Genomic DNA, 17,036 nt, shown 5'->3' with positions numbered 1-17,036 from the left:
ATATCAATACCAAGATAGAGCATAGAAACACCTTCTAAGGGTAAAATTTTGGATTGATTGCCACTCGTCTGAAAAGCGTCACTACCTTGTTCTAGATACGGAGTAAGGCATTAATACCTTCAACATCTAACTCATTCGCAAACAGCCAATCAGAGAGAGGTGCCAGTCTTTCGAGAACGAGTTCAAAGACTCAAGGAATGAACGGCACAACCTCTCAATCCAATAGTTATATTATCTCAGATGAACTGAGTTAATACCAAATGAAAATTACAATGGTTCATAAGGTTCTCCAATTATAATCGGAAGATAAAAACCTTAAATATAATATACAAGGATTGATGAGATGAATAAAAATAGCATCAGAACAATTAAATTAAATCTTCCAGCTGGAAAAGTAACGCCTGCGACAATTGGCAAGGATTTAGCCCCAACAGGCATTCATTTAGCAAATTTTAGTCAGGAATATAATGAGCGAACCAAAGCAGATATTGGTAAAATCATTCCAGCAAAAATTACAATTTATGAAGACCGTAGCTTTAAAATTGAAGTAACTGCACCACCAACTGCCTTTTTAATCAAAGAAGCATTAGGCATTCAAAAAGGGGCAGCAAAAACAGGACATGAAACTGTTGGAACCTTGACCAAGAAGCAAGTAGCAGAGATTGCTAATATAAAAATGCCTGATTTAAATGTCTATACTTTAGAAAGTGCGATGAAAATGATTGAAGGCACAGCCAAGAATATGGGGGTCGTTATTGAAAAATAAAAGACCTCTTACATATAGAAAGATGGAAAGAGGTGTCAATAGATTCTAACAAGTTGATTTTAAAGAAGTTTTAATAGGTGACTTTGAAAAAAATGCTCACTTAATGAGATATGAAGTATCCTTACAAAGCATTAGCAGTCTCTCAAGCTTAAGATAGATAGACTTAAAAGTAACAAGGTAATTGCACTAAGCCACCAATCATGGTGATTGGTGGCTTAGTCGATGATTCATTTTTGTTTGAAAATGATATGTATAAAAATTAAAATTTAATTTTTATTGCTCCTCCTGTTTTTTCAATTTTAGACTCCTATTAGGCTGTAAGAGCCACATCTAAGTGCCAACTAAAGATGACTGTTTATGAACGAAGGAATGATTTAATCACCATTAATTCACTATCTTCAATTGCAGATAATGCATGTGGTTCTTGAGGCGCCAGTTGAATAATTTTTCCAGGGTATATCATCTCTTTAGAAGAGACATCAGAAAATGAAATTTTTCCTTTGATAGGTACGACAATTACCGCTTGATTGACATGGTGAGTGGGAACCACTTGCCCTTTTTTGACGACTAAATGTGTCACTACCTGTTGTTCATCTTCAATTAAATGCTCAAATAGCTCGATATCAGAATTGCCAGTATATACTTTCATCAATTAATCCTCCTTTGCTTTTTTGCTTGCAACCGCAATATATTGTAAGTCATTTGCAGCTGTTTTAAATAGGTTAAACATTTTTTTGAAGGTTGAGCGATTCTCAGCTTTTAACCCATTTTTGATAATCGTAAAAGTGCGACCTAAGCCTTCATCTTTGATCATCCCGATTGGACTCATTAAAGACATGTTACCCGTTTTTATTTGAATAGTTGAAAATCCTGCACCACTAAACGTAGCTTCCCATGCAGGAATGATTTGAGGGTGTACATGAACATTGATGGTTTGACTCAATTTTTCTACCAGTTCAAGATTGTTACTGGTTAAACAAATATCATGGGTAAGAAGCATTCCTCCTGGTTTTAAGATGCGAAAATATTCAGCAACTGCTCGTTTTTTTGCATTGTTATCTAACATTGTGAGCATTGCTTCGTTTATAATAAAATCAAATGATTGATCTGGAAAAGGTAATTTTACTGCATTTGCTTTTTGTACAGAAATCAGATGCTCTAAATGGTGCGCAGCGATATTTTGTGTTGCTTTTTCTAGTGCAGCTTGACTCAAATCAACGCCTACAATTTCACATTGATGGTTTTTTGCTAGTTCAATCATGGTTGTTCCCATATTACAAGCAACTTCCAAAATCTTTGTATCACTAGTTATCTCAGCTTGTTCAATCAGCCATTTAGTAGCTATGATGCCTCCTGGTCGTAAACGGGTCTTGCCCAAGCGAGCCAAAAAATTGTGTCCAGCTTCTGTTTTCATAGGTTACCTCCTTTTTATTGACAATGAGATTCATTCTCAATTATATCTATTTGCTCAATAAAACACAAGTGTTTTATGAAGAAAAGAAGATATAGCTAAAAAAGCTTGAAGATTCCCTTTATCCATGATAATTTGAATAGGTAAGGATAAAAACACAGTTCTGGTCGGTAGTCCAGACGCAGTTGGCAACAATTGTCAGTAACCTGCCTCCTATGGTTGTCCATTCTTTATATCATTTGATATAGGAGGGGAATTTATGGATGTCAGATATTGTCAATTAACTGTATACTTTGAAAAGCCTTTTTGGGTGGGACTCTTTGAATGCATCGATAACGGTCAGTTATCAGTCTGCAAATATACTTTTGGGCCAGAACCTAAAAATCATGAAGTGCTGGATGTGGTACTCAATCAATTTATTTTTTTACCTTTTAGTGAAGCAATGGTAGCAGAAGAAAAGGTGAAAAACAGGATGAATCCTAAAAGAATGCATCGAGCAATCAATCGGCAAAAGAAGCAACCAGCCATTGGCACAAAATCTCAACAAGCCTTACAGGCACAACGAGAATTAAGAAAGACTGAACGGAAGAAAAATTCCAAAAAAGCAAAAGAAGCATTTAAAGCCACTCAGTTCCGCTTGAAGCAGGAAAAAAGAAAGCAGAAGCATAAGGGGCATTAGATGGTGCAAGCTAGTAGCGGTTTTAGCAAACGTTGCTAGCTTTTTGTCTTGTCTGAAAAATAATCATTTTTGCATTCCTTATTGAATTGATTTAAAATCAATGTAAGTTTGAGGGTTGGACAAAAGAGGAGAGGGTAAAATGGAATTTAAGCATGAAGTGATTCAGTATACCAATACAATTGTCCCAATTAATTGGATTATTCATAATAGTAGTCATGGTGGAAGCAGTGTATTGCCTCATTGGCATCAATCATTGGAAATTTCATTGACAGTGGCTGGTTCTATTCCAAGTTATAAGATTCATGCTAAAGAATATCAAACACATAAAGGAAGTATTTTAATCATTAATCCAGCGGAAGTTCATAGTGTTTTTCCAGGGATTACCACTACAATTGATGCAATGACCATTCAGGTTCCTTATGCGTTATTAAAAAAAATGATTCCTCATTTTGAATATATGAGGTTTGTTACACATCCTAATCAATTTGTAGACAAGCAGGAAAAAGTAGCTGAACTGCAAAAATGCTTATTCTCATTCTATGAGGCTGTAGCTTCTCAGGATGAACTTTATCAAGAGATGCAACTGTTAAGTTTAACTTATCAACTGCTTTATTTATTAGCAAAGGATTGGATGTATCAAGTGAAAGATTCAACACTTGCAATTGTACAAAATGTTGGATTAGAAAAGGTGGGAGATATTATTGCTTATATTCAAGAGCATTATACTCTTGAGCTATCTGTCCAGTTTTTAGCAGAAACGTTTCATTTGTCTACATTTTATTTAGCCAAATTATTTAAAAAATATTTAGGAATGGGTGTTATGAGTTATGTGCGTCTTGTACGAGTACAGCATGGAGAACGTTATTTGATGCATACAGATAAGCCAATTGCTGTTATTTCTGATTTAGTTGGTTTTGCTAATGTAAAATCTTTTAGACAAACTTTTATTCATTTATATGGTGTATCGCCAAAGCAATATCAGCTTGATGTTCGTAGTCAAAAAGATGAGGACAAGAATTGACCTTTTTTTAGCCAGTATCAGACCTTTTATTTATCGGATACATGTTAATCTATAAATGTAACCGGTTTCAAAAACAGTAGGAGGTCATAAAAATGGATGGTCAAAAGAATCAATTTCTTTTCAAAGTATCACTCTTATCTATTTCTTTAATGTTAACGGCAGCACCAGCAATATCTGCTTTAATTCCTTTAATGAAGGAGTCTTTTACAGCACAAAGTTTAGCATCGGTGGAATTAATTGCGACAGTACCAAACTTTGGTATCTTGATTTTTGTTCTTATTAGTAATCTTTTTATTCGTCAAATTGGTAAAAAGCAAACCATTATGCTAGGTCTGATTCTTGCTTTAGTTGCAGGGATGATGCCTGTTTTTACAAGTAGCTATCTCATTGTATTAATTTCACGTTTTTTCTTTGGTGCAGGAATTGGTTTATTTAATTCATTAGCTGTAAGCTTAATCACTGAAATTTACGATGGTGAAGAGCAGGCTTCTATGATGGGGCTGCAAAGTGCAATGGGATCGATTGGTAGTACTATTTTAACCTTGCTAGTTGGTGTACTAGCAAAATATGGCTGGCATACATCTTATTTAATTTATGCGGCAATGCTGATTCCTATTGTCTTGTTTGGTTTATTTGTCAAGCTCCCTTCAAAAAAAACAACTACAACAGCAGTGTCTGTTGATACGAGTGGTAAAGAAACGGTCAATGTGGCAACGATTGGCTTGATGGTATTTGCCTTATTCCTTTATGCATTCTTCATGGTTTTAATGCTGAAAATGTCCACTTTCCTAATGGAAACCAATCTTGGACAGCCTGAGAATGCTGCGAGCATTTTAAGTGCTGTAACTATTGTGGGGATTGTGATTGGTGTGGTTTATGGGAAAATCTTTAAATTATTGAAAAAATTTGTGTTGCCAATTGGTATTTTAGGAATGGGACTAGGCTTTTTCATCATTGCCAATGCATCTAGTTTATTGCTAGTGGTCGTTGGGGCAAGTATTGCCGGGGTTTGTTTTAGCTTGGCGGCACCCTATTTATTCATATTAACGGGGGAAGTAGCACCTACTAACTCAGTCAACTTAGCTACTTCACTCTTACTTGTTGGGATTAATTTAGGTGTGTTTTTATCACCAACTCTTGTGAATGGTTTAGGTCAATTGTTCTCATTATCAGATGCAAAAGGAAATCTCTTCATTTGTAGTATTTTCTTAATTGGACTAGGGATCAGTACTTTAGTTGTAACAATGCTTCATAAAAATAAACAAATTGTTCAAAAGGAAGAGGAGAATGGATATGCAAAATAAAGATGTTATGGCAAGTATCGCAACAACTGATGAAAGAATGCACATTAAAAGAGTACCTGGCTATCAAGAGTCAGGGTATTTGGATCCACGTGCTAAGGAAGAAATTACCCCTCCAGAGGAAACAGATTCAGTAAATGAAGCGGCTGTTATTCCTGATGTAGCCATGATGCGTGCAATGATGGGCTGGCCTGCTGCAAAAGATATTGCAACACATGAAATATTAGTAACAAATACAGATTTTGCAGGTATTCCTGTGAGAAGCTATGTGAAAAAAGAGCGCGCTAATGAAGTTTTACCAGCTGTAGTTTTCTATCATGGTGGTGGATTTTTTGGAGGCTCTTTAGATAATGTGGACCTACCATGTAGAAGAATAGCAGACTTAGGAGATATCAGAGTTTTCTCTGTTGACTATGGTTTGGCGCCAGAAAATCCTTATCCTAAAGGAATTATTGATGCCTATCAAGCACTGGTATATGTGAAGCATCATCATGAAGCCTTAAAGGTAAATGAAGCGAATCTTAATGTGATGGGAGATTCTGCGGGAGGAAATCTTACCTATGTGATGTCTTTATTAGATCGTTTATATGGGACAAATTGTATTCAACATGCGGTTTCATTGTATCCAGTTGTTTATCAAGGGAAAAACGAAGGGTTGCTTCAAGACTTTTATAATTGGAATCAACTAAATATTCAAGCAGATGAGGCTTTAATTCATCAATATGCCACTGGGTTTAGTCAATCCTTTAGTGCGATTGATGCTTGGTATATTCGAGATGCAGATGCAGAATCGATGATGATTTCGCCATATAATGCAGATGCAGAATTATTGGCCAAACTACCTAAAACTTTATTTATGGTTGGAGAATTTGATGCGTTACGTCCTCAGGGAGAGGCATTTTATGAAAAAGCGAAGCAAGCTGGAGCAGATATTTATTATTTAAGATATGATGGAATGGTTCATGCGTTTATGGATAAAGTAGGGGATTATCTACAAGGAGATGATTGCCTAAAAGAGGCTGTTCAATTTATGCTAGCGGATGATTAAAGAAGCCTGTGCCTTTAGAAATGAAGAAAATTTATTAGGAGCATGCTATCCTTTTCTCTTACAAACAGAGCAAATAGCCGAAAAATAAGTATTTTAGAGAGCTTACTTTAGTAGGCTCTTTTTTTGTGACCTGCTTTATTAAAAAAACACTATGAAATTTAAGCTTTTTCCTGTAAATTAAAAGGAGAAAGTTTATTTTGTACTAAAAATACATAGAGGTTAAGGAGAAAAAAATGAAAAAATGGATGGTCACTTGTAGTTTGTTACTGTTAGTTCTAAGCGGGTGCAGCTTAAAGTCAAAAGATACAACAAAAAAAGAGCAGGAAGCAGATCGCACAAGTGTTAATGAAAGTAAAAAGAAAAAGAAGAAAGAAAAGGAAAAAGAATTAGAGAAGGAAAAAGAGCTAGAAAAAGAAGCACGTCATTCTGAAAGCAGTGTTCAAAAAGAGCCAAGCAACGAAAAGCCAATAGCTGACACAAGTGGTGGCATCTTTACCCCAAATCCAGAAGATGATAATGAAGAAGTCATGTATGAGTCTGATGGAGAAGGAAGCATGCGTGCGGTTCTGCCTGATTATTCTCATTATACAGGAGAACAAGTGATTCAAATATTAGGTGAACCAGATAGTGTTGTGACAGATATTGAAGCGCTAAAAGTGCGCTTAGAAGAAACTGAGTGGGAAAGAATTAAAGAAGAGTATAGCAATGGCAGACTGACAGAAGGACAAGCAAAGGCTTTCATGCTTTCTAGTGCAGATGTAAGCATTGCAGCAGGTTTAAGAATGGATATGGAAGCTTTTATTTATGAAGATCAAGGAAAGCCAAATGTTTATTTATATGACAATCGCGTGCAGTTTATTACCCCATTAACTGAGTATATTGATTTTAATGGCAAACTTCCCATTACTGAATAGTGTGAACATAAAAAAAGCCATTGAGGCTTTTTTTATGCTAGCTGCTATTTTGTATATTGCCGACCTTTTTCAGTTAAATGATTAATCGTTGGAATTTTAAATAAAAGAATCAAAATTGCCGTGTAAACTGTAAAGGTAATCACTTCTTGAATAAAACGTGTACTTAATAAGAAAGACCAGGGTGTTTGATAAAGCATATTCAACCATAAGCTATTTAAGAATAAATACACACCAAAGGTAACTAAAAAGTTAGCAAGCATGATTCGCAAGAGAGTTACTTTTTTGTAGAGTGCATAGCCAAATATTAGACCAGCCAGAAAAGCAGTTAAGATAAAGCCTGGAAAAAAAGTGAATTTTGGAAAAAGAATCATCCCAAGTGTATAGGCTAAGGCTGCTAATCCTGCTGTAATATGTGGCCGAAAGACTCTAGCGGAAAGTGCCATGGCAATAAATGAAAAAGAGATCTTAGTTAAGAGAAATTGAACAGACAGTAGGCTTCCTAAAATAATTTGGATGGCTACAATACTACTACCAAATGTAATGAGCCATACTTTCGATCGATTCATAAAAGTCATACTCCTTTAATCATTCATTTTAAAGTGGAAATAGGGACTGTTTGATAAATCCAAATGATTGTCTTAGCAATCAAGAGTTTGCCAAACAGTTAAGGCTTCTTTCATTCCTTTGACATGATGTATCCGCAAAATTTCAACCCCCTGATTGGCGGCATAAAGGGAAGCCGTAATCGAGGCAATATCACGTTCCATCGGATTTGTTTCCCCAGTTAGATGTTCAATTGTTCGTTTTCTTGAAACGCCATATAAAAGTGGATAATCTTGATAGCGAAAAGCATCGGGATTTTGTAAAATTTGAATATTTTCTGCTAAGCTTTTGCCAAAGCCAATTCCTGGATCAAAGCAAATTCGCTCAAGCGCAATATTTGCTTGTTGGCATTGTTTGATTTTTTCTTGATAAAAAGCTTGAAGATCTTCTTGAATGGTTAAGGTACTGATTCTAGGTCGAGAGTGCATAATGATGAGCCCAGCTTTTGGAAAGGCTTTTGCAACAGCAAGCATTTCAGGATGATCTAAGCCACGCACATCATTTAAAATCGTTGCACCAAGTGCCAAAGCAGCTTTGGCCACACTTGGAAAATAAGTATCAATTGAAATGGGTAGGTCAGTTAGCTGACGAATCGCTTTAATAACAGGTGCAACTCTAGCTAACTCTTCCTCTTCCGAAACTTCCTGATAACCTGGACGGGTTGATTGTCCACCAATATCAAGAATATCAACACCTTCTTTAATCAACTGTTTGGCATGCTCAATTGCATGCTGCGTGTCATAAAAAAGTCCACCATCAGAAAAAGAGTCAGGTGTAACATTAACAATGCCCATGATTTGTGTAGCTGGTTTAGCGAATATTGGATGCTGATTCATTTGTGACCTCCTGAATTTTTTTGCTGATTTTTTGAAAAGCACGGATTCTTGGACTGTATTGGTTTCTTTCAACTAGAGGCAATTCAGCTAAGGTTTTTTTAATTTCAGGTAAATAAAAAATCCGGTCAAAGCCATAACCAAGTGAGCCCGTTTCTACTTTTGCTATTTCCCCAGTTAGTTCTTCTGCAACAGTACATAATATACCATTAGGGGAAGCATAGACTAATACTGCATGCAGAGTGATTATACGACTGCTGGCTGGCTGATCAAATAAGGCTAAGAGCTGCTGATTTTTTTGTTGATCGGTTGCGTCTTTTGAAAAGAAGCGTGCTGTTTCAACACCTAAAAGCGTTGGGAAAGCCGCAAGCTCTAAGCCACCATCGTCAGCTAAAACATTTTTTTGAAGCACCTTGGCATAGTGCAACGCTTTGATTTGTGCATTTGCTAAGTAGCTACTGCCAGACTCTAGGATATCAATTTCTTGATGGGAATAAGTTGTATAGGGAACAAGCTGAATAGCTGGATCATTGATTCCAGCAGAGAGCTCATTCAATTTCCCTTGATTGTTTGTACCAATAATGATTTCCAAAACCTTCACCTAATTTCTAATGGCTTGAAGAAAGTCGTTTTTCCATTCAGAATTTTCTTTAAATAACCCTCGATAATGAAAGGTTTTTGTAAGACTGTCAGGCGTTTTGACACCTCTCATAGTCATACACATATGAGCTGCTTCAATGGAAACAGCAATTCCTTTAACTGGGACATTTTTACTTAACTCTTCAGCAATCATCATGGTTAAATCTTCCTGGACACTAGGCCGCTTGGCACAATATTCTACTAAACGTGGCAATTTACTTAAGCCAAGAACTTGATTGCCATCTGGAATATAAGCAATATGTGCTTTACCAAAAAAAGGTAAAAGATGATGCTCACACATCGAGTAAAATTGGATGTCTTTTACCAATACCATATCTTCTTCATTGCGACTATCAAATAAGGCGTAATCATCAAAAACGGGTTCAGTTAAAGAGCTAAAAACTTCGCCATACATTCTAGCGACACGTTTTGGGGTATCCTTTAGACCTGAACGTTTAGGGTCTTCTCCAATTGCTGTTAAAATTTGCGTAACTGCTGCTTCAATGATTGCTTGTTGTTTTTTATCCATTGATTGATTCCCAACTTTCTTTGCTTTTCCAAACTTCCTGCTGATTCCCAGTGGCTTCAATTAATTCAGGCAATGATTGGCCAAAAAGTGTTTGATTTACATACACATCCGCTAATGGAATCAAAACAAAGGAACGTTTGGTAATTTCTTTATGAGGAAGGATGAGTCTTTCGCTAGTGAGTGTTGTATCACCTAATAACAAAAGATCAATATCAATCGTCCTTGGTCCCCAATGAATGGTTCGGACTCTTCCTAACTCCTGTTCAATTTGCTGTGTTTTATTCAATAAATCCAGAGGAGATAACGCAGTCTCAATGCGTAAGACAGCATTTAAATAGTTATCTTGAGGAACATCTCCATAAGGAAGTGTTTCATAAATTATTGATTTTGCAACTACCTGAATAGCTGAAGTTTGCTCTAATTTCGTAACCGCTTTCTTTAATGTCAACAAACGATCACCTAAATTACTGCCTAAGGCTAAATAACCAGTTGTCATTTAGTGCGTCATCTCTCTTTCTAATTCCACTTCAACATTATCAAAAATACCAGGCATTGGCACACCATATTTTCTGACTCTAACAAGAACTTTGGTTAATTTTGGACCATGAACGGCTTCAATATCATCAATAATAGCAGAAGCAACAGCCTCAATTAAATCATAAGAATGATTGTTTAGGCGTAAAGCAATTTGATCATTTACCTCAGCATAGCTAATCGTATCCGCCACACAATCGGTTTTCCCTGCTTTAGCCAAATCTAAAGTTAACTCAACATCAATCTCTAAACGCTGACCCAAGACCCGTTCCTCTGGCAAGACGCCATTTTTTGTGTAAAAACTTAAATTATTAATTCTGATTTTTCCCATACATTTTCACCCTTCATTCAAAATAGTTTTATTGTGATGCAAGTTAAAAAAGTAGTTGACACTTGATGATTAAAAATAGTTGTTTCTCAAGAATGACAAGTAAATATGTGCATCTTGAATTAAACACATTGTAACATTTTATTCAATGAAGACAATAAAAAAATAGCAGAAAAAATATAGGGATTTTCAGTTTATCTGTGGTTTTTTATACCAGGTTTTTTTGACGGAAATTAGATGCCTATGTCAATGTTAAAGCATGAAAAGTATAAAAGGGGGAGTATGTAAAAAAGACAGCAATAAAGCTGACAAAATAAAAGCCTTATTTTGTCAGCTTAGTTTACTTTAAATCGCCATCCAAGTGGGTTCTAGCATATTGCCATCAGGGTCTTGTACTTCAAGTCCAAACATTTGCTCCTCAGGAATCCCCATCTCAACTTGATAATAATCGCCACCATTTGCTTTTGCTGTTTCAGCGAATTTTTTAACGGCTGCTGCACTTTCTAAACTAAAGGCAACCAGCACGCCACTGGTGGTTCTGACATCTGCAATTTCTTTGCCATGAATAAATTGACGATAGAAATCATGACTGAGCAACATGATCCAAAAATGGTCATCCCAAACCATAGAGCTGCTTGTTTCATTGGAAAAATCCTCATTTTTTTTGAATCCCAACTTTTCATAAAATGCAGTAGAACGCGCCACATCTGCTACTGGAAAATTGACAAAAACCATACTTGACATAAAAAATCCCCCATTCTTTATTTTTGTAGAGTTGATTCCGCACAAAGCATCTCATAAAGGGCTTTCATTGTCAAAAATAAAGTGTTGGATGAAAGCTAGATTAAATTTGGTTTCATTTTTTTGATAGTTGACTATTTTACCAACTTCCTGCAATTGAAATCTAAAATTTGGCAATAGTATATGGGCAAGTGATGTAAATATCAATTTTTAAGCAATCTGTAGAAGTTCAATATTTAGTATTAAGCTGTGATTTCGATACGATTTCCTTCTGGGTCTGCAATAACCGATTCATAATAGCCATCACCAGTTGTGCGACAAGGACTTAGTAATTGGTAGCCATCTGCTACAATTTTTTTGGTTAAGCTGTCCACCTTTTTTTTACTGCCAAGTGTGATAGCTAAATGTGCAAATCCTAAAGCTTCTCCACCAATCACACGATGAATGACATCTGCCCGTTGCATGATTTCTAGTCTAGCGCCACTTTCAAAAGTTAAAAAATAAGAGTGAAAGCCAGAAGTTGTATTGTGATATAATGCGGATGGTTTTGCCTCGAAATACTTTTCGTAGAAGGCACGCATCCCTTCTAAATTTGTAGTCCATAAACCGATATGTTCAATTTTCATGATAGTAGCTCCTTTATTGCGATATTTATGATTCATTATATAGGAAAGTTCTGGGAGATTGGGGAAATTACTTCATTTTGATAGATTATTTTCAGTTATTGATCATTAGGTAGATTTAATTGAAACATTTTTTTTAGAAAAAATTTAAGTTAGCGAACACATTTGTGTTTATATGCTAGGGGGAATGTGTTATGCTTAACCCATAAAAAGTAACGTAAGGAGTGAGACATTATGGCAACAATTACAGTTAGAGTAAGTGATGAAGAAAAAAAATTTCTTGATGAAATGGCTAAGTTTGAAGGGAAAAGCTTGTCTGATTTGCTGAAAACAACTACCCTTGAAAGCTTAGAGGATAGTTATGATGCTCATGTAGGTGATATTGCTTATGAAGATTATTTGAAGAATCGTAAAAGTAGACCGTTGAGTGAACTTCTAACAGAATATGAGGTTGACTAGGTATGAAATATAGAGTAGAGACAACACCAAGATTTGAGAAACAACTTGCAAAACTAGATAAATTCACAGCAAAAATGATTTTAAAATGGTTGTTAAAAAATATTGCAGATACAAATAACCCTAAGAAATCAGGTAAATTACTTGTTGGAAATCATAGCGGAAAATGGAGATATCGTGTGGGAGACTATCGAATCATCTGTAAGATTGAAGAAGATGAATTACTTGTTTTAGCCTTAGAGGTTGGACATAGGAAGAAAATATATTAACTTTTCTGAATGCAGCAGTAGTTGACAACTAAGAAATCGCCATGCTATAGTAAAATCAATCAAACGCGAAGTGAGGGATCCATCCATTGAAAAAATAAGCCAATTTGTTGAAGCTGCAATTGAACTGTAACTTGAGGAACGATCAAGGGTGCAGTATGCAGATTTTCAGAATTGAGCTAATTTTTCTTTGGATGGGTCTTTTTGTGCATTCATCTCTTAGTTAGTTGTTCTGGAAATAGGTTTGGTGTTTACAATAAAATTGTGAAGCCAGGGGTTAAAAAGGACAAGAGGTCTTTTTTAGAAAACTGAGGTGATGTGATGTCAAAAATTGAAATAAAAAACTTAACATTTGGGTATGGTACGCAAGGAACATTATTATTTGATGAAGCGAATCTAACTTTTGATACACAGTGGAAATTAGGATTGATTGGGCGCAATGGGCGTGGTAAAACAACTTTATTAAAGATATTACAGCAGCAATTAGCTTATTCAGGTCAAGTCATTCATCAACTGGATTTTGTTTATTTTCCACAACCGATTCAAGATAAAGCGCAATTAACTTTTTATGTTTTACAGGAAATTGCTGACTTTGAGCAATGGGAAATTGAACGAGAATTAAATTTACTGCAAGTCGATCCAGCTATTTTATGGCGTGCTTTCGAAACGCTATCTGGTGGGGAGCAAACGAAGGTTTTATTGGCATTACTTTTTATCAATGAGCAATCGTTTCCACTCATTGATGAACCAACTAATCATTTAGATTTATTAGGGCGTCAGCAAGTAGCGAACTATTTGAAGAAAAAGCGTCAAGGCTTTATTGTGGTGAGTCATGACCGCTCTTTTGTGGATGAAGTTGTAGATCATGTGTTGTCGATTGAAAAGAGTCAGCTTGAATTGTATCAAGGAAATTTTTCTGTTTATGAAGAGCAAAAGAAAATCCGTGATGCATTTGAACTTTCTCAAAATGAAAAGCTGAGAAAAGAAATTGGTCGATTAAAGAAAACCGCAGCAGAAAAAGCTGACTGGTCTAAATCAAGAGAGCAGGATAAATATGGACGACCTTCAGAAAAAGGAAGTGGAGGCAATCCTGATAAAGGCTTTGTTGGGGCACGAGCTGCTAGAACGATGAAGCGTTCAAAAGTCATTGAAGGGCGAATGGATAAGCAGGTTTCGGAGAAGGAACAGCTACTGAAGGATATTGAATATATTGATCCATTGACAATGAATTTGCAACCGAGTCATCATAAGCGCTTATTATCAGTTGAAGATTTGAGCTTAAGTTACGCTGAGAAGAAATTGTTTCAGGGGATTTCTTTTGAAGTAGGACAAGGTCAACGGGTGGCTTTAGTGGGACCTAATGGCTCAGGGAAGTCTTCGGTGATTCACTATTTGCTTGGGCAATTTAAAGGGGAGAGTGATGGGAAAGCCATTTATCCTCAAACTTTAAAGATAAGTTATGTGCGTCAAAATTATGAAGACAATCAAGGAACTTTAACGGAGTTTGCAGAAGCTCAGGGGTTAGATTATCAGGCATTTTTGAATAATTTGCATAAGCTAGGAATGGCGCGCGAGGTGTTTCAGAATCGGATTGAGCAGATGAGTATGGGACAGCGGAAAAAGGTAGAATTAGCGAAGTCGTTGGCACAGCCTGCTGATTTGTATATTTGGGATGAGCCGTTAAATTATTTGGATGTGTTTAATCAAGAACAATTGGAAGAGCTGATTTTATCTGTGCAGCCTGCAATGCTTCTGGTGGAGCATGATCAGACTTTTTTAGCGAAAGTAGAGACGGAAATTGTTTTTTTAAAGTGGAATAAAGATAAGGCTTAAGTGTTAAGATGTTTGAGCCTTAATAATGATATGGGGGAGTGAAGATGGAAATAAGAGTGTTAAGAAAAACAGAAACTGATTTTTTGCAAGAGATGCTTTATGAAGCGATCTATGTACCGATTGGTGATGAGCTACCTCCTCGTTCTATCCTATTTAATGAAGATCTTTATTTGTACATAAAAGATTTTGGCAAAGTAGCGACAGATTTTTGTTTAGTAGCAGTTGAACAGAATGAATGTATCGGTGCTGCTTGGGTGAGAAAAATACAAGCATATGGCTATGTGGATGATGAAACACCAGAACTGAGCATGGCAATTAAGCCAGCATTTCAAGGCTTAGGTTATGGAAAATTATTGCTCGGGAAATGATTAGAGATTTTGAAGCAGAAAAAATATTGGAAAGTTTCGTTAAGTGTTGATCAGAGGAATTTAGTTGCAATGAAATTGTATTTAAAAAGTGGTTTTAAGACAGTATTAACAAATAAGCATAGCGAGAAAATGATAAAAAAGTTGGTTTAATGTAAAAACTTATCTGGTTTTGATCGAACATCACTGAATGGGATTGAATAAAGTCACCTAAGCAAGTAAACTTAGTTCATAATAAAGGACAAATGATTAACAGAAATGAGGGAGTAAATGTTTACACATAGACAGTTATTGATAATATCTTTTTTATTGACGGAGGGGATTCCCTTATCAAGTTCTTTTCTTTCAGCAGTACTAGGTGTTTCAGAGCGAACAATTCAAAGTGAAATAAAAGAAATGAATCAATATCTTCCAGTGGATGAAACATTCTCTATTTCTTCTAAAAAAAAGATGAATCATCAAGAGTTAAGTCCTGCAACTATTAGCTGGCTAAAACAGCTGATTCATGAAAATAAAGAAATAAATAGTCATAATCTTGAAAGAAAAAATTTAATTTTAATGATTTTGTTCTTTGAAAAAAATTACTTGAGTATGGAAGAGTTGTCAAAACGTTTATTTGTTTCTAAAACAATGATTCATAAAGAATTTGAACATTCTTGGAAGCTAAGAGAATTTATTGAAGTTTCCTCTAAAAAAGGGTTGAAAATGAAAAAATCAGAATCGTTTCAACGAAATATTTCAGCTAAAATTTTTTCTTATAGTGAGTCATTAGTGAATCTTCTGGGTCTACCTGCTGATACACAAAATAAATTTGAACAAGTAAAAAAAATTACCAATAGCTTGTTTTTGGCACACCAGTATTTTATTTCCGGTAAGTCATTAGCATTATTTCAAAATTATTTATTGATGACAATTATTCGAAATAAGATGGGATTTCATTTAGTTGAAGGAGTAGACTGTCTGCCTGAGAAACCGCCAATGTCTGCTTTACTAAATGAAATAATCCTAGCGCTAAATGAAGATTTTTCAGCGTTAGATATTGACTGTATCCAATCAAAATTAAACGAGCTAAATGTTACAACCTATGTTGGTGAAATTGAAGAAATAGGGTATTACACGCTAATCAAGGAAAAATTAACGATCTTTTTTAGTCTGCTTGATGCTGAGTTGGGTATTAAAATTAAACCTAGCCGAACTTGGGAAGAAAGATTTTTTATGCATATGCAGAAATTACTGATTCGCTTAGATAATGGTAGCGATAATGACAATTACTTAAAAAGAAAAATGAATCAAACCTACCCGCTAACCTTTCAAGTATTGCGAGACTATTTTTTACCAACCTTTGAACGAGAAATACCAGAATCAGAATTATCATACCTTGTTTTGTATTTTGCTGAATTCATTGAAGCAGATGAGCGAGCGCTAGATATTCTATTTATTACAGATAGCTTACCTAGTGTGATTTATCATACAAGTGAGTTGATTAAAAAATATTCAGGATTTAAAGTGAATCACATAAAAACGGTCACAGTATATGAATATTTACAAAAACCAGCCGATTTTGAAAAAAATTATGAAGTGATGCTAACGACAAGTGAACGGGTTATTCTTGAAAGTAATCGTGCTTTCTTGATTAAGGAGCTGTTTAATAAAGAAGATTTATCTTTATTAAGTGAGTATATGTCAATGATGATTGCTTATCGAGATAGACGAAGACGACAATGGTTTCATGATAAATTTCTTAAAAACATTGAGATTCAAAATATTTCAAGCGGAAATTTGAAAATGCAGGGAATCACTTTCATTGGTAAGACAATTACCCATGAAATCACACTTGAAGAACCTTTAATCTTTATTTCTAGCTTTAATAAACAGCAAGCATCAAGCATTGAAATTTTTCAATTTCAAAAAAAATACCGACATAGAAGCAAAGAAATAGAATACATCGTTGTTAGTAGCTATAATCCAAATGAAGGAAATATTCAAAGTTTCTATCATGAATTACATCATCTTCTTAAAATCAATGCATTAAAAAAATTAACCAAATAAGGCCATTCACTCTTTTTCAAATACTATCCGAAAAAGAGTGAATGGCTTTTACTATCTATCATTAATAGAATGAAGAGGAAGAAAATTAAAAAAATAT

At 35.2% G+C, this 17,036-nt stretch carries 21 protein-coding genes; 11 read left to right on the top strand and 10 right to left on the bottom strand.

The window, feature by feature from the left end; genetic code table 11:
* The first annotated feature begins 343 nt into the window (after window positions 1-343).
* On the top strand, window positions 344-766 hold the full coding sequence (rplK, locus tag BMW29_RS03450; protein ID WP_092650329.1) for a 50S ribosomal protein L11: 423 nt from the start codon (window positions 344-346) through the stop codon (window positions 764-766).
* A gap of 355 nt (window positions 767-1,121) precedes the next feature.
* On the opposite strand, the gene BMW29_RS03445 is transcribed toward rplK, so the two are convergent.
* Together BMW29_RS03445 and BMW29_RS03440 are read right to left on the bottom strand one after the other, a co-directional pair.
* On the bottom strand, window positions 1,122-1,415 hold the full coding sequence (locus tag BMW29_RS03445) for a cupin domain-containing protein (protein ID WP_092650327.1): 294 nt from the start codon (window positions 1,413-1,415) through the stop codon (window positions 1,122-1,124).
* 3 nt (window positions 1,416-1,418) lie between these two features.
* Complete coding sequence (locus BMW29_RS03440) at window positions 1,419-2,180, bottom strand: class I SAM-dependent methyltransferase (protein WP_092650325.1); 762 nt, start codon at window positions 2,178-2,180, stop codon at window positions 1,419-1,421.
* A 256-nt stretch (window positions 2,181-2,436) separates the two neighbouring features.
* Here BMW29_RS03440 and BMW29_RS03435 point away from each other — a divergent pair, with 256 nt between their 5' ends.
* The 5 genes from BMW29_RS03435 (at window position 2,437) to BMW29_RS03415 (ending at window position 7,140) form a co-directional block, all read left to right on the top strand.
* Window positions 2,437-2,856, top strand: a complete 420-nt coding sequence (locus BMW29_RS03435) for a YjdF family protein (protein WP_092650323.1) — start codon at window positions 2,437-2,439, stop codon at window positions 2,854-2,856.
* A gap of 139 nt (window positions 2,857-2,995) precedes the next feature.
* Window positions 2,996-3,877 carry an AraC family transcriptional regulator gene (locus BMW29_RS03430; protein ID WP_092650321.1) on the top strand — a complete coding sequence of 294 codons (882 nt, stop codon included), beginning with the start codon at window positions 2,996-2,998 and terminating at the stop codon, window positions 3,875-3,877.
* Window positions 3,878-3,969: 92 nt separating this feature from the next.
* Entirely contained in the window at window positions 3,970-5,181 is a 1,212-nt protein-coding gene (locus BMW29_RS03425) for an MFS transporter (protein ID WP_092650319.1), read from the top strand.
* Window positions 5,171-6,226: an alpha/beta hydrolase gene (locus BMW29_RS03420; RefSeq protein WP_177165662.1), complete on the top strand. Its 1,056-nt coding sequence runs from the start codon at window positions 5,171-5,173 to the stop codon at window positions 6,224-6,226. Before BMW29_RS03425 ends, BMW29_RS03420 begins: the two co-directional genes overlap by 11 nt.
* 233 nt (window positions 6,227-6,459) lie before the next feature.
* A complete protein-coding gene (locus BMW29_RS03415; protein WP_092650314.1) occupies window positions 6,460-7,140 on the top strand; it encodes a DUF4947 domain-containing protein in 681 nt (226 codons plus the stop codon).
* 44 nt (window positions 7,141-7,184) lie between these two features.
* Here the strand turns inward: BMW29_RS03415 and BMW29_RS03410 are convergent, their stop codons facing one another.
* The 8 genes from BMW29_RS03410 to BMW29_RS03375 all read right to left on the bottom strand — a co-directional run bounded on the left by BMW29_RS03410 (window position 7,185) and on the right by BMW29_RS03375 (window position 11,973).
* Window positions 7,185-7,706: a folate family ECF transporter S component gene (locus BMW29_RS03410; protein WP_092650311.1), complete on the bottom strand. Its 522-nt coding sequence runs from the start codon at window positions 7,704-7,706 to the stop codon at window positions 7,185-7,187.
* Between the two features lie 72 nt (window positions 7,707-7,778).
* Entirely contained in the window at window positions 7,779-8,579 is an 801-nt protein-coding gene (gene folP / locus BMW29_RS03405; RefSeq protein ID WP_245706218.1) for a dihydropteroate synthase, read from the bottom strand.
* Window positions 8,554-9,177, bottom strand: coding sequence for a non-canonical purine NTP pyrophosphatase (locus BMW29_RS03400; protein ID WP_245706217.1), 624 nt, complete (start codon window positions 9,175-9,177; stop codon window positions 8,554-8,556). The genes folP and BMW29_RS03400 overlap by 26 nt, the downstream gene beginning before the upstream one ends.
* Window positions 9,178-9,744, bottom strand: a complete 567-nt coding sequence (folE, locus tag BMW29_RS03395; protein WP_092650307.1) for a GTP cyclohydrolase I FolE — start codon at window positions 9,742-9,744, stop codon at window positions 9,178-9,180. It abuts the gene before it with no gap.
* A complete protein-coding gene (gene folK, locus BMW29_RS03390; protein WP_092650305.1) occupies window positions 9,737-10,240 on the bottom strand; it encodes a 2-amino-4-hydroxy-6-hydroxymethyldihydropteridine diphosphokinase in 504 nt (167 codons plus the stop codon). The genes folE and folK overlap by 8 nt, the downstream gene beginning before the upstream one ends.
* Window positions 10,241-10,609 (bottom strand): dihydroneopterin aldolase, encoded by a 369-nt coding sequence (gene folB / locus BMW29_RS03385; RefSeq protein ID WP_092650303.1) that lies wholly within the window; start codon window positions 10,607-10,609, stop codon window positions 10,241-10,243.
* A 342-nt stretch (window positions 10,610-10,951) separates the two neighbouring features.
* A complete protein-coding gene (locus BMW29_RS03380) occupies window positions 10,952-11,350 on the bottom strand; it encodes a VOC family protein (protein WP_092650301.1) in 399 nt (132 codons plus the stop codon).
* A gap of 239 nt (window positions 11,351-11,589) precedes the next feature.
* Window positions 11,590-11,973: a VOC family protein gene (locus tag BMW29_RS03375; protein ID WP_092650299.1), complete on the bottom strand. Its 384-nt coding sequence runs from the start codon at window positions 11,971-11,973 to the stop codon at window positions 11,590-11,592.
* Window positions 11,974-12,204: 231 nt separating this feature from the next.
* Here BMW29_RS03375 and relB point away from each other — a divergent pair, with 231 nt between their 5' ends.
* From relB to BMW29_RS03350, 5 genes are all read left to right on the top strand, one after another.
* Window positions 12,205-12,429 (top strand): type II toxin-antitoxin system RelB family antitoxin, encoded by a 225-nt coding sequence (relB, locus tag BMW29_RS03370; protein WP_092650297.1) that lies wholly within the window; start codon window positions 12,205-12,207, stop codon window positions 12,427-12,429.
* Between the two features lie 2 nt (window positions 12,430-12,431).
* Entirely contained in the window at window positions 12,432-12,695 is a 264-nt protein-coding gene (locus BMW29_RS03365) for a type II toxin-antitoxin system RelE family toxin (protein ID WP_092650295.1), read from the top strand.
* Window positions 12,696-13,013: 318 nt separating this feature from the next.
* Entirely contained in the window at window positions 13,014-14,525 is a 1,512-nt protein-coding gene (locus tag BMW29_RS03360) for an Lsa family ABC-F type ribosomal protection protein (RefSeq protein WP_092650293.1), read from the top strand.
* A gap of 44 nt (window positions 14,526-14,569) precedes the next feature.
* Window positions 14,570-14,893 (top strand): GNAT family N-acetyltransferase, encoded by a 324-nt coding sequence (locus tag BMW29_RS03355; protein WP_092650291.1) that lies wholly within the window; start codon window positions 14,570-14,572, stop codon window positions 14,891-14,893.
* A gap of 267 nt (window positions 14,894-15,160) precedes the next feature.
* Entirely contained in the window at window positions 15,161-16,939 is a 1,779-nt protein-coding gene (locus BMW29_RS03350) for a BglG family transcription antiterminator (protein WP_092650289.1), read from the top strand.
* Window positions 16,940-17,036 lie beyond the last annotated feature (97 nt).

The organism is Isobaculum melis (assembly GCF_900111355.1).
Taxonomy (GTDB): Bacteria; Bacillota; Bacilli; order Lactobacillales; family Carnobacteriaceae; genus Isobaculum; species Isobaculum melis.
Note: the sequence above shows the minus strand (reverse complement) of the source record. Positions and strands in the feature narration are given on the sequence as shown.

Bases quoted from the DNA above. Each gene is read 5' to 3' on its own strand.
- BMW29_RS03415 (WP_092650314.1), top strand. From the start codon at position 6,460: ATGAAAAAATGGATGGTCACTTGTAGTTTGTTACTGTTAGTTCTAAGC.
- folK (WP_092650305.1), bottom strand. From the start codon at position 10,240: ATGACAACTGGTTATTTAGCCTTAGGCAGTAATTTAGGTGATCGTTTG.
- BMW29_RS03350 (WP_092650289.1), top strand. From the start codon at position 15,161: ATGTTTACACATAGACAGTTATTGATAATATCTTTTTTATTGACGGAG.
- relB (WP_092650297.1), top strand. From the start codon at position 12,205: ATGGCAACAATTACAGTTAGAGTAAGTGATGAAGAAAAAAAATTTCTT.
- folP (WP_245706218.1), bottom strand. From the start codon at position 8,579: ATGAATCAGCATCCAATATTCGCTAAACCAGCTACACAAATCATGGGC.
- BMW29_RS03435 (WP_092650323.1), top strand. From the start codon at position 2,437: ATGGATGTCAGATATTGTCAATTAACTGTATACTTTGAAAAGCCTTTT.
- BMW29_RS03365 (WP_092650295.1), top strand. From the start codon at position 12,432: ATGAAATATAGAGTAGAGACAACACCAAGATTTGAGAAACAACTTGCA.
- BMW29_RS03425 (WP_092650319.1), top strand. From the start codon at position 3,970: ATGGATGGTCAAAAGAATCAATTTCTTTTCAAAGTATCACTCTTATCT.
- BMW29_RS03410 (WP_092650311.1), bottom strand. From the start codon at position 7,706: ATGAATCGATCGAAAGTATGGCTCATTACATTTGGTAGTAGTATTGTA.
- BMW29_RS03355 (WP_092650291.1), top strand. From the start codon at position 14,570: ATGGAAATAAGAGTGTTAAGAAAAACAGAAACTGATTTTTTGCAAGAG.
- BMW29_RS03440 (WP_092650325.1), bottom strand. From the start codon at position 2,180: ATGAAAACAGAAGCTGGACACAATTTTTTGGCTCGCTTGGGCAAGACC.
- rplK (WP_092650329.1), top strand. From the start codon at position 344: ATGAATAAAAATAGCATCAGAACAATTAAATTAAATCTTCCAGCTGGA.
- BMW29_RS03420 (WP_177165662.1), top strand. From the start codon at position 5,171: ATGCAAAATAAAGATGTTATGGCAAGTATCGCAACAACTGATGAAAGA.
- BMW29_RS03380 (WP_092650301.1), bottom strand. From the start codon at position 11,350: ATGTCAAGTATGGTTTTTGTCAATTTTCCAGTAGCAGATGTGGCGCGT.
- folE (WP_092650307.1), bottom strand. From the start codon at position 9,744: ATGGATAAAAAACAACAAGCAATCATTGAAGCAGCAGTTACGCAAATT.
- BMW29_RS03360 (WP_092650293.1), top strand. From the start codon at position 13,014: ATGTCAAAAATTGAAATAAAAAACTTAACATTTGGGTATGGTACGCAA.
- BMW29_RS03430 (WP_092650321.1), top strand. From the start codon at position 2,996: ATGGAATTTAAGCATGAAGTGATTCAGTATACCAATACAATTGTCCCA.
- BMW29_RS03445 (WP_092650327.1), bottom strand. From the start codon at position 1,415: ATGAAAGTATATACTGGCAATTCTGATATCGAGCTATTTGAGCATTTA.
- BMW29_RS03375 (WP_092650299.1), bottom strand. From the start codon at position 11,973: ATGAAAATTGAACATATCGGTTTATGGACTACAAATTTAGAAGGGATG.
- folB (WP_092650303.1), bottom strand. From the start codon at position 10,609: ATGGGAAAAATCAGAATTAATAATTTAAGTTTTTACACAAAAAATGGC.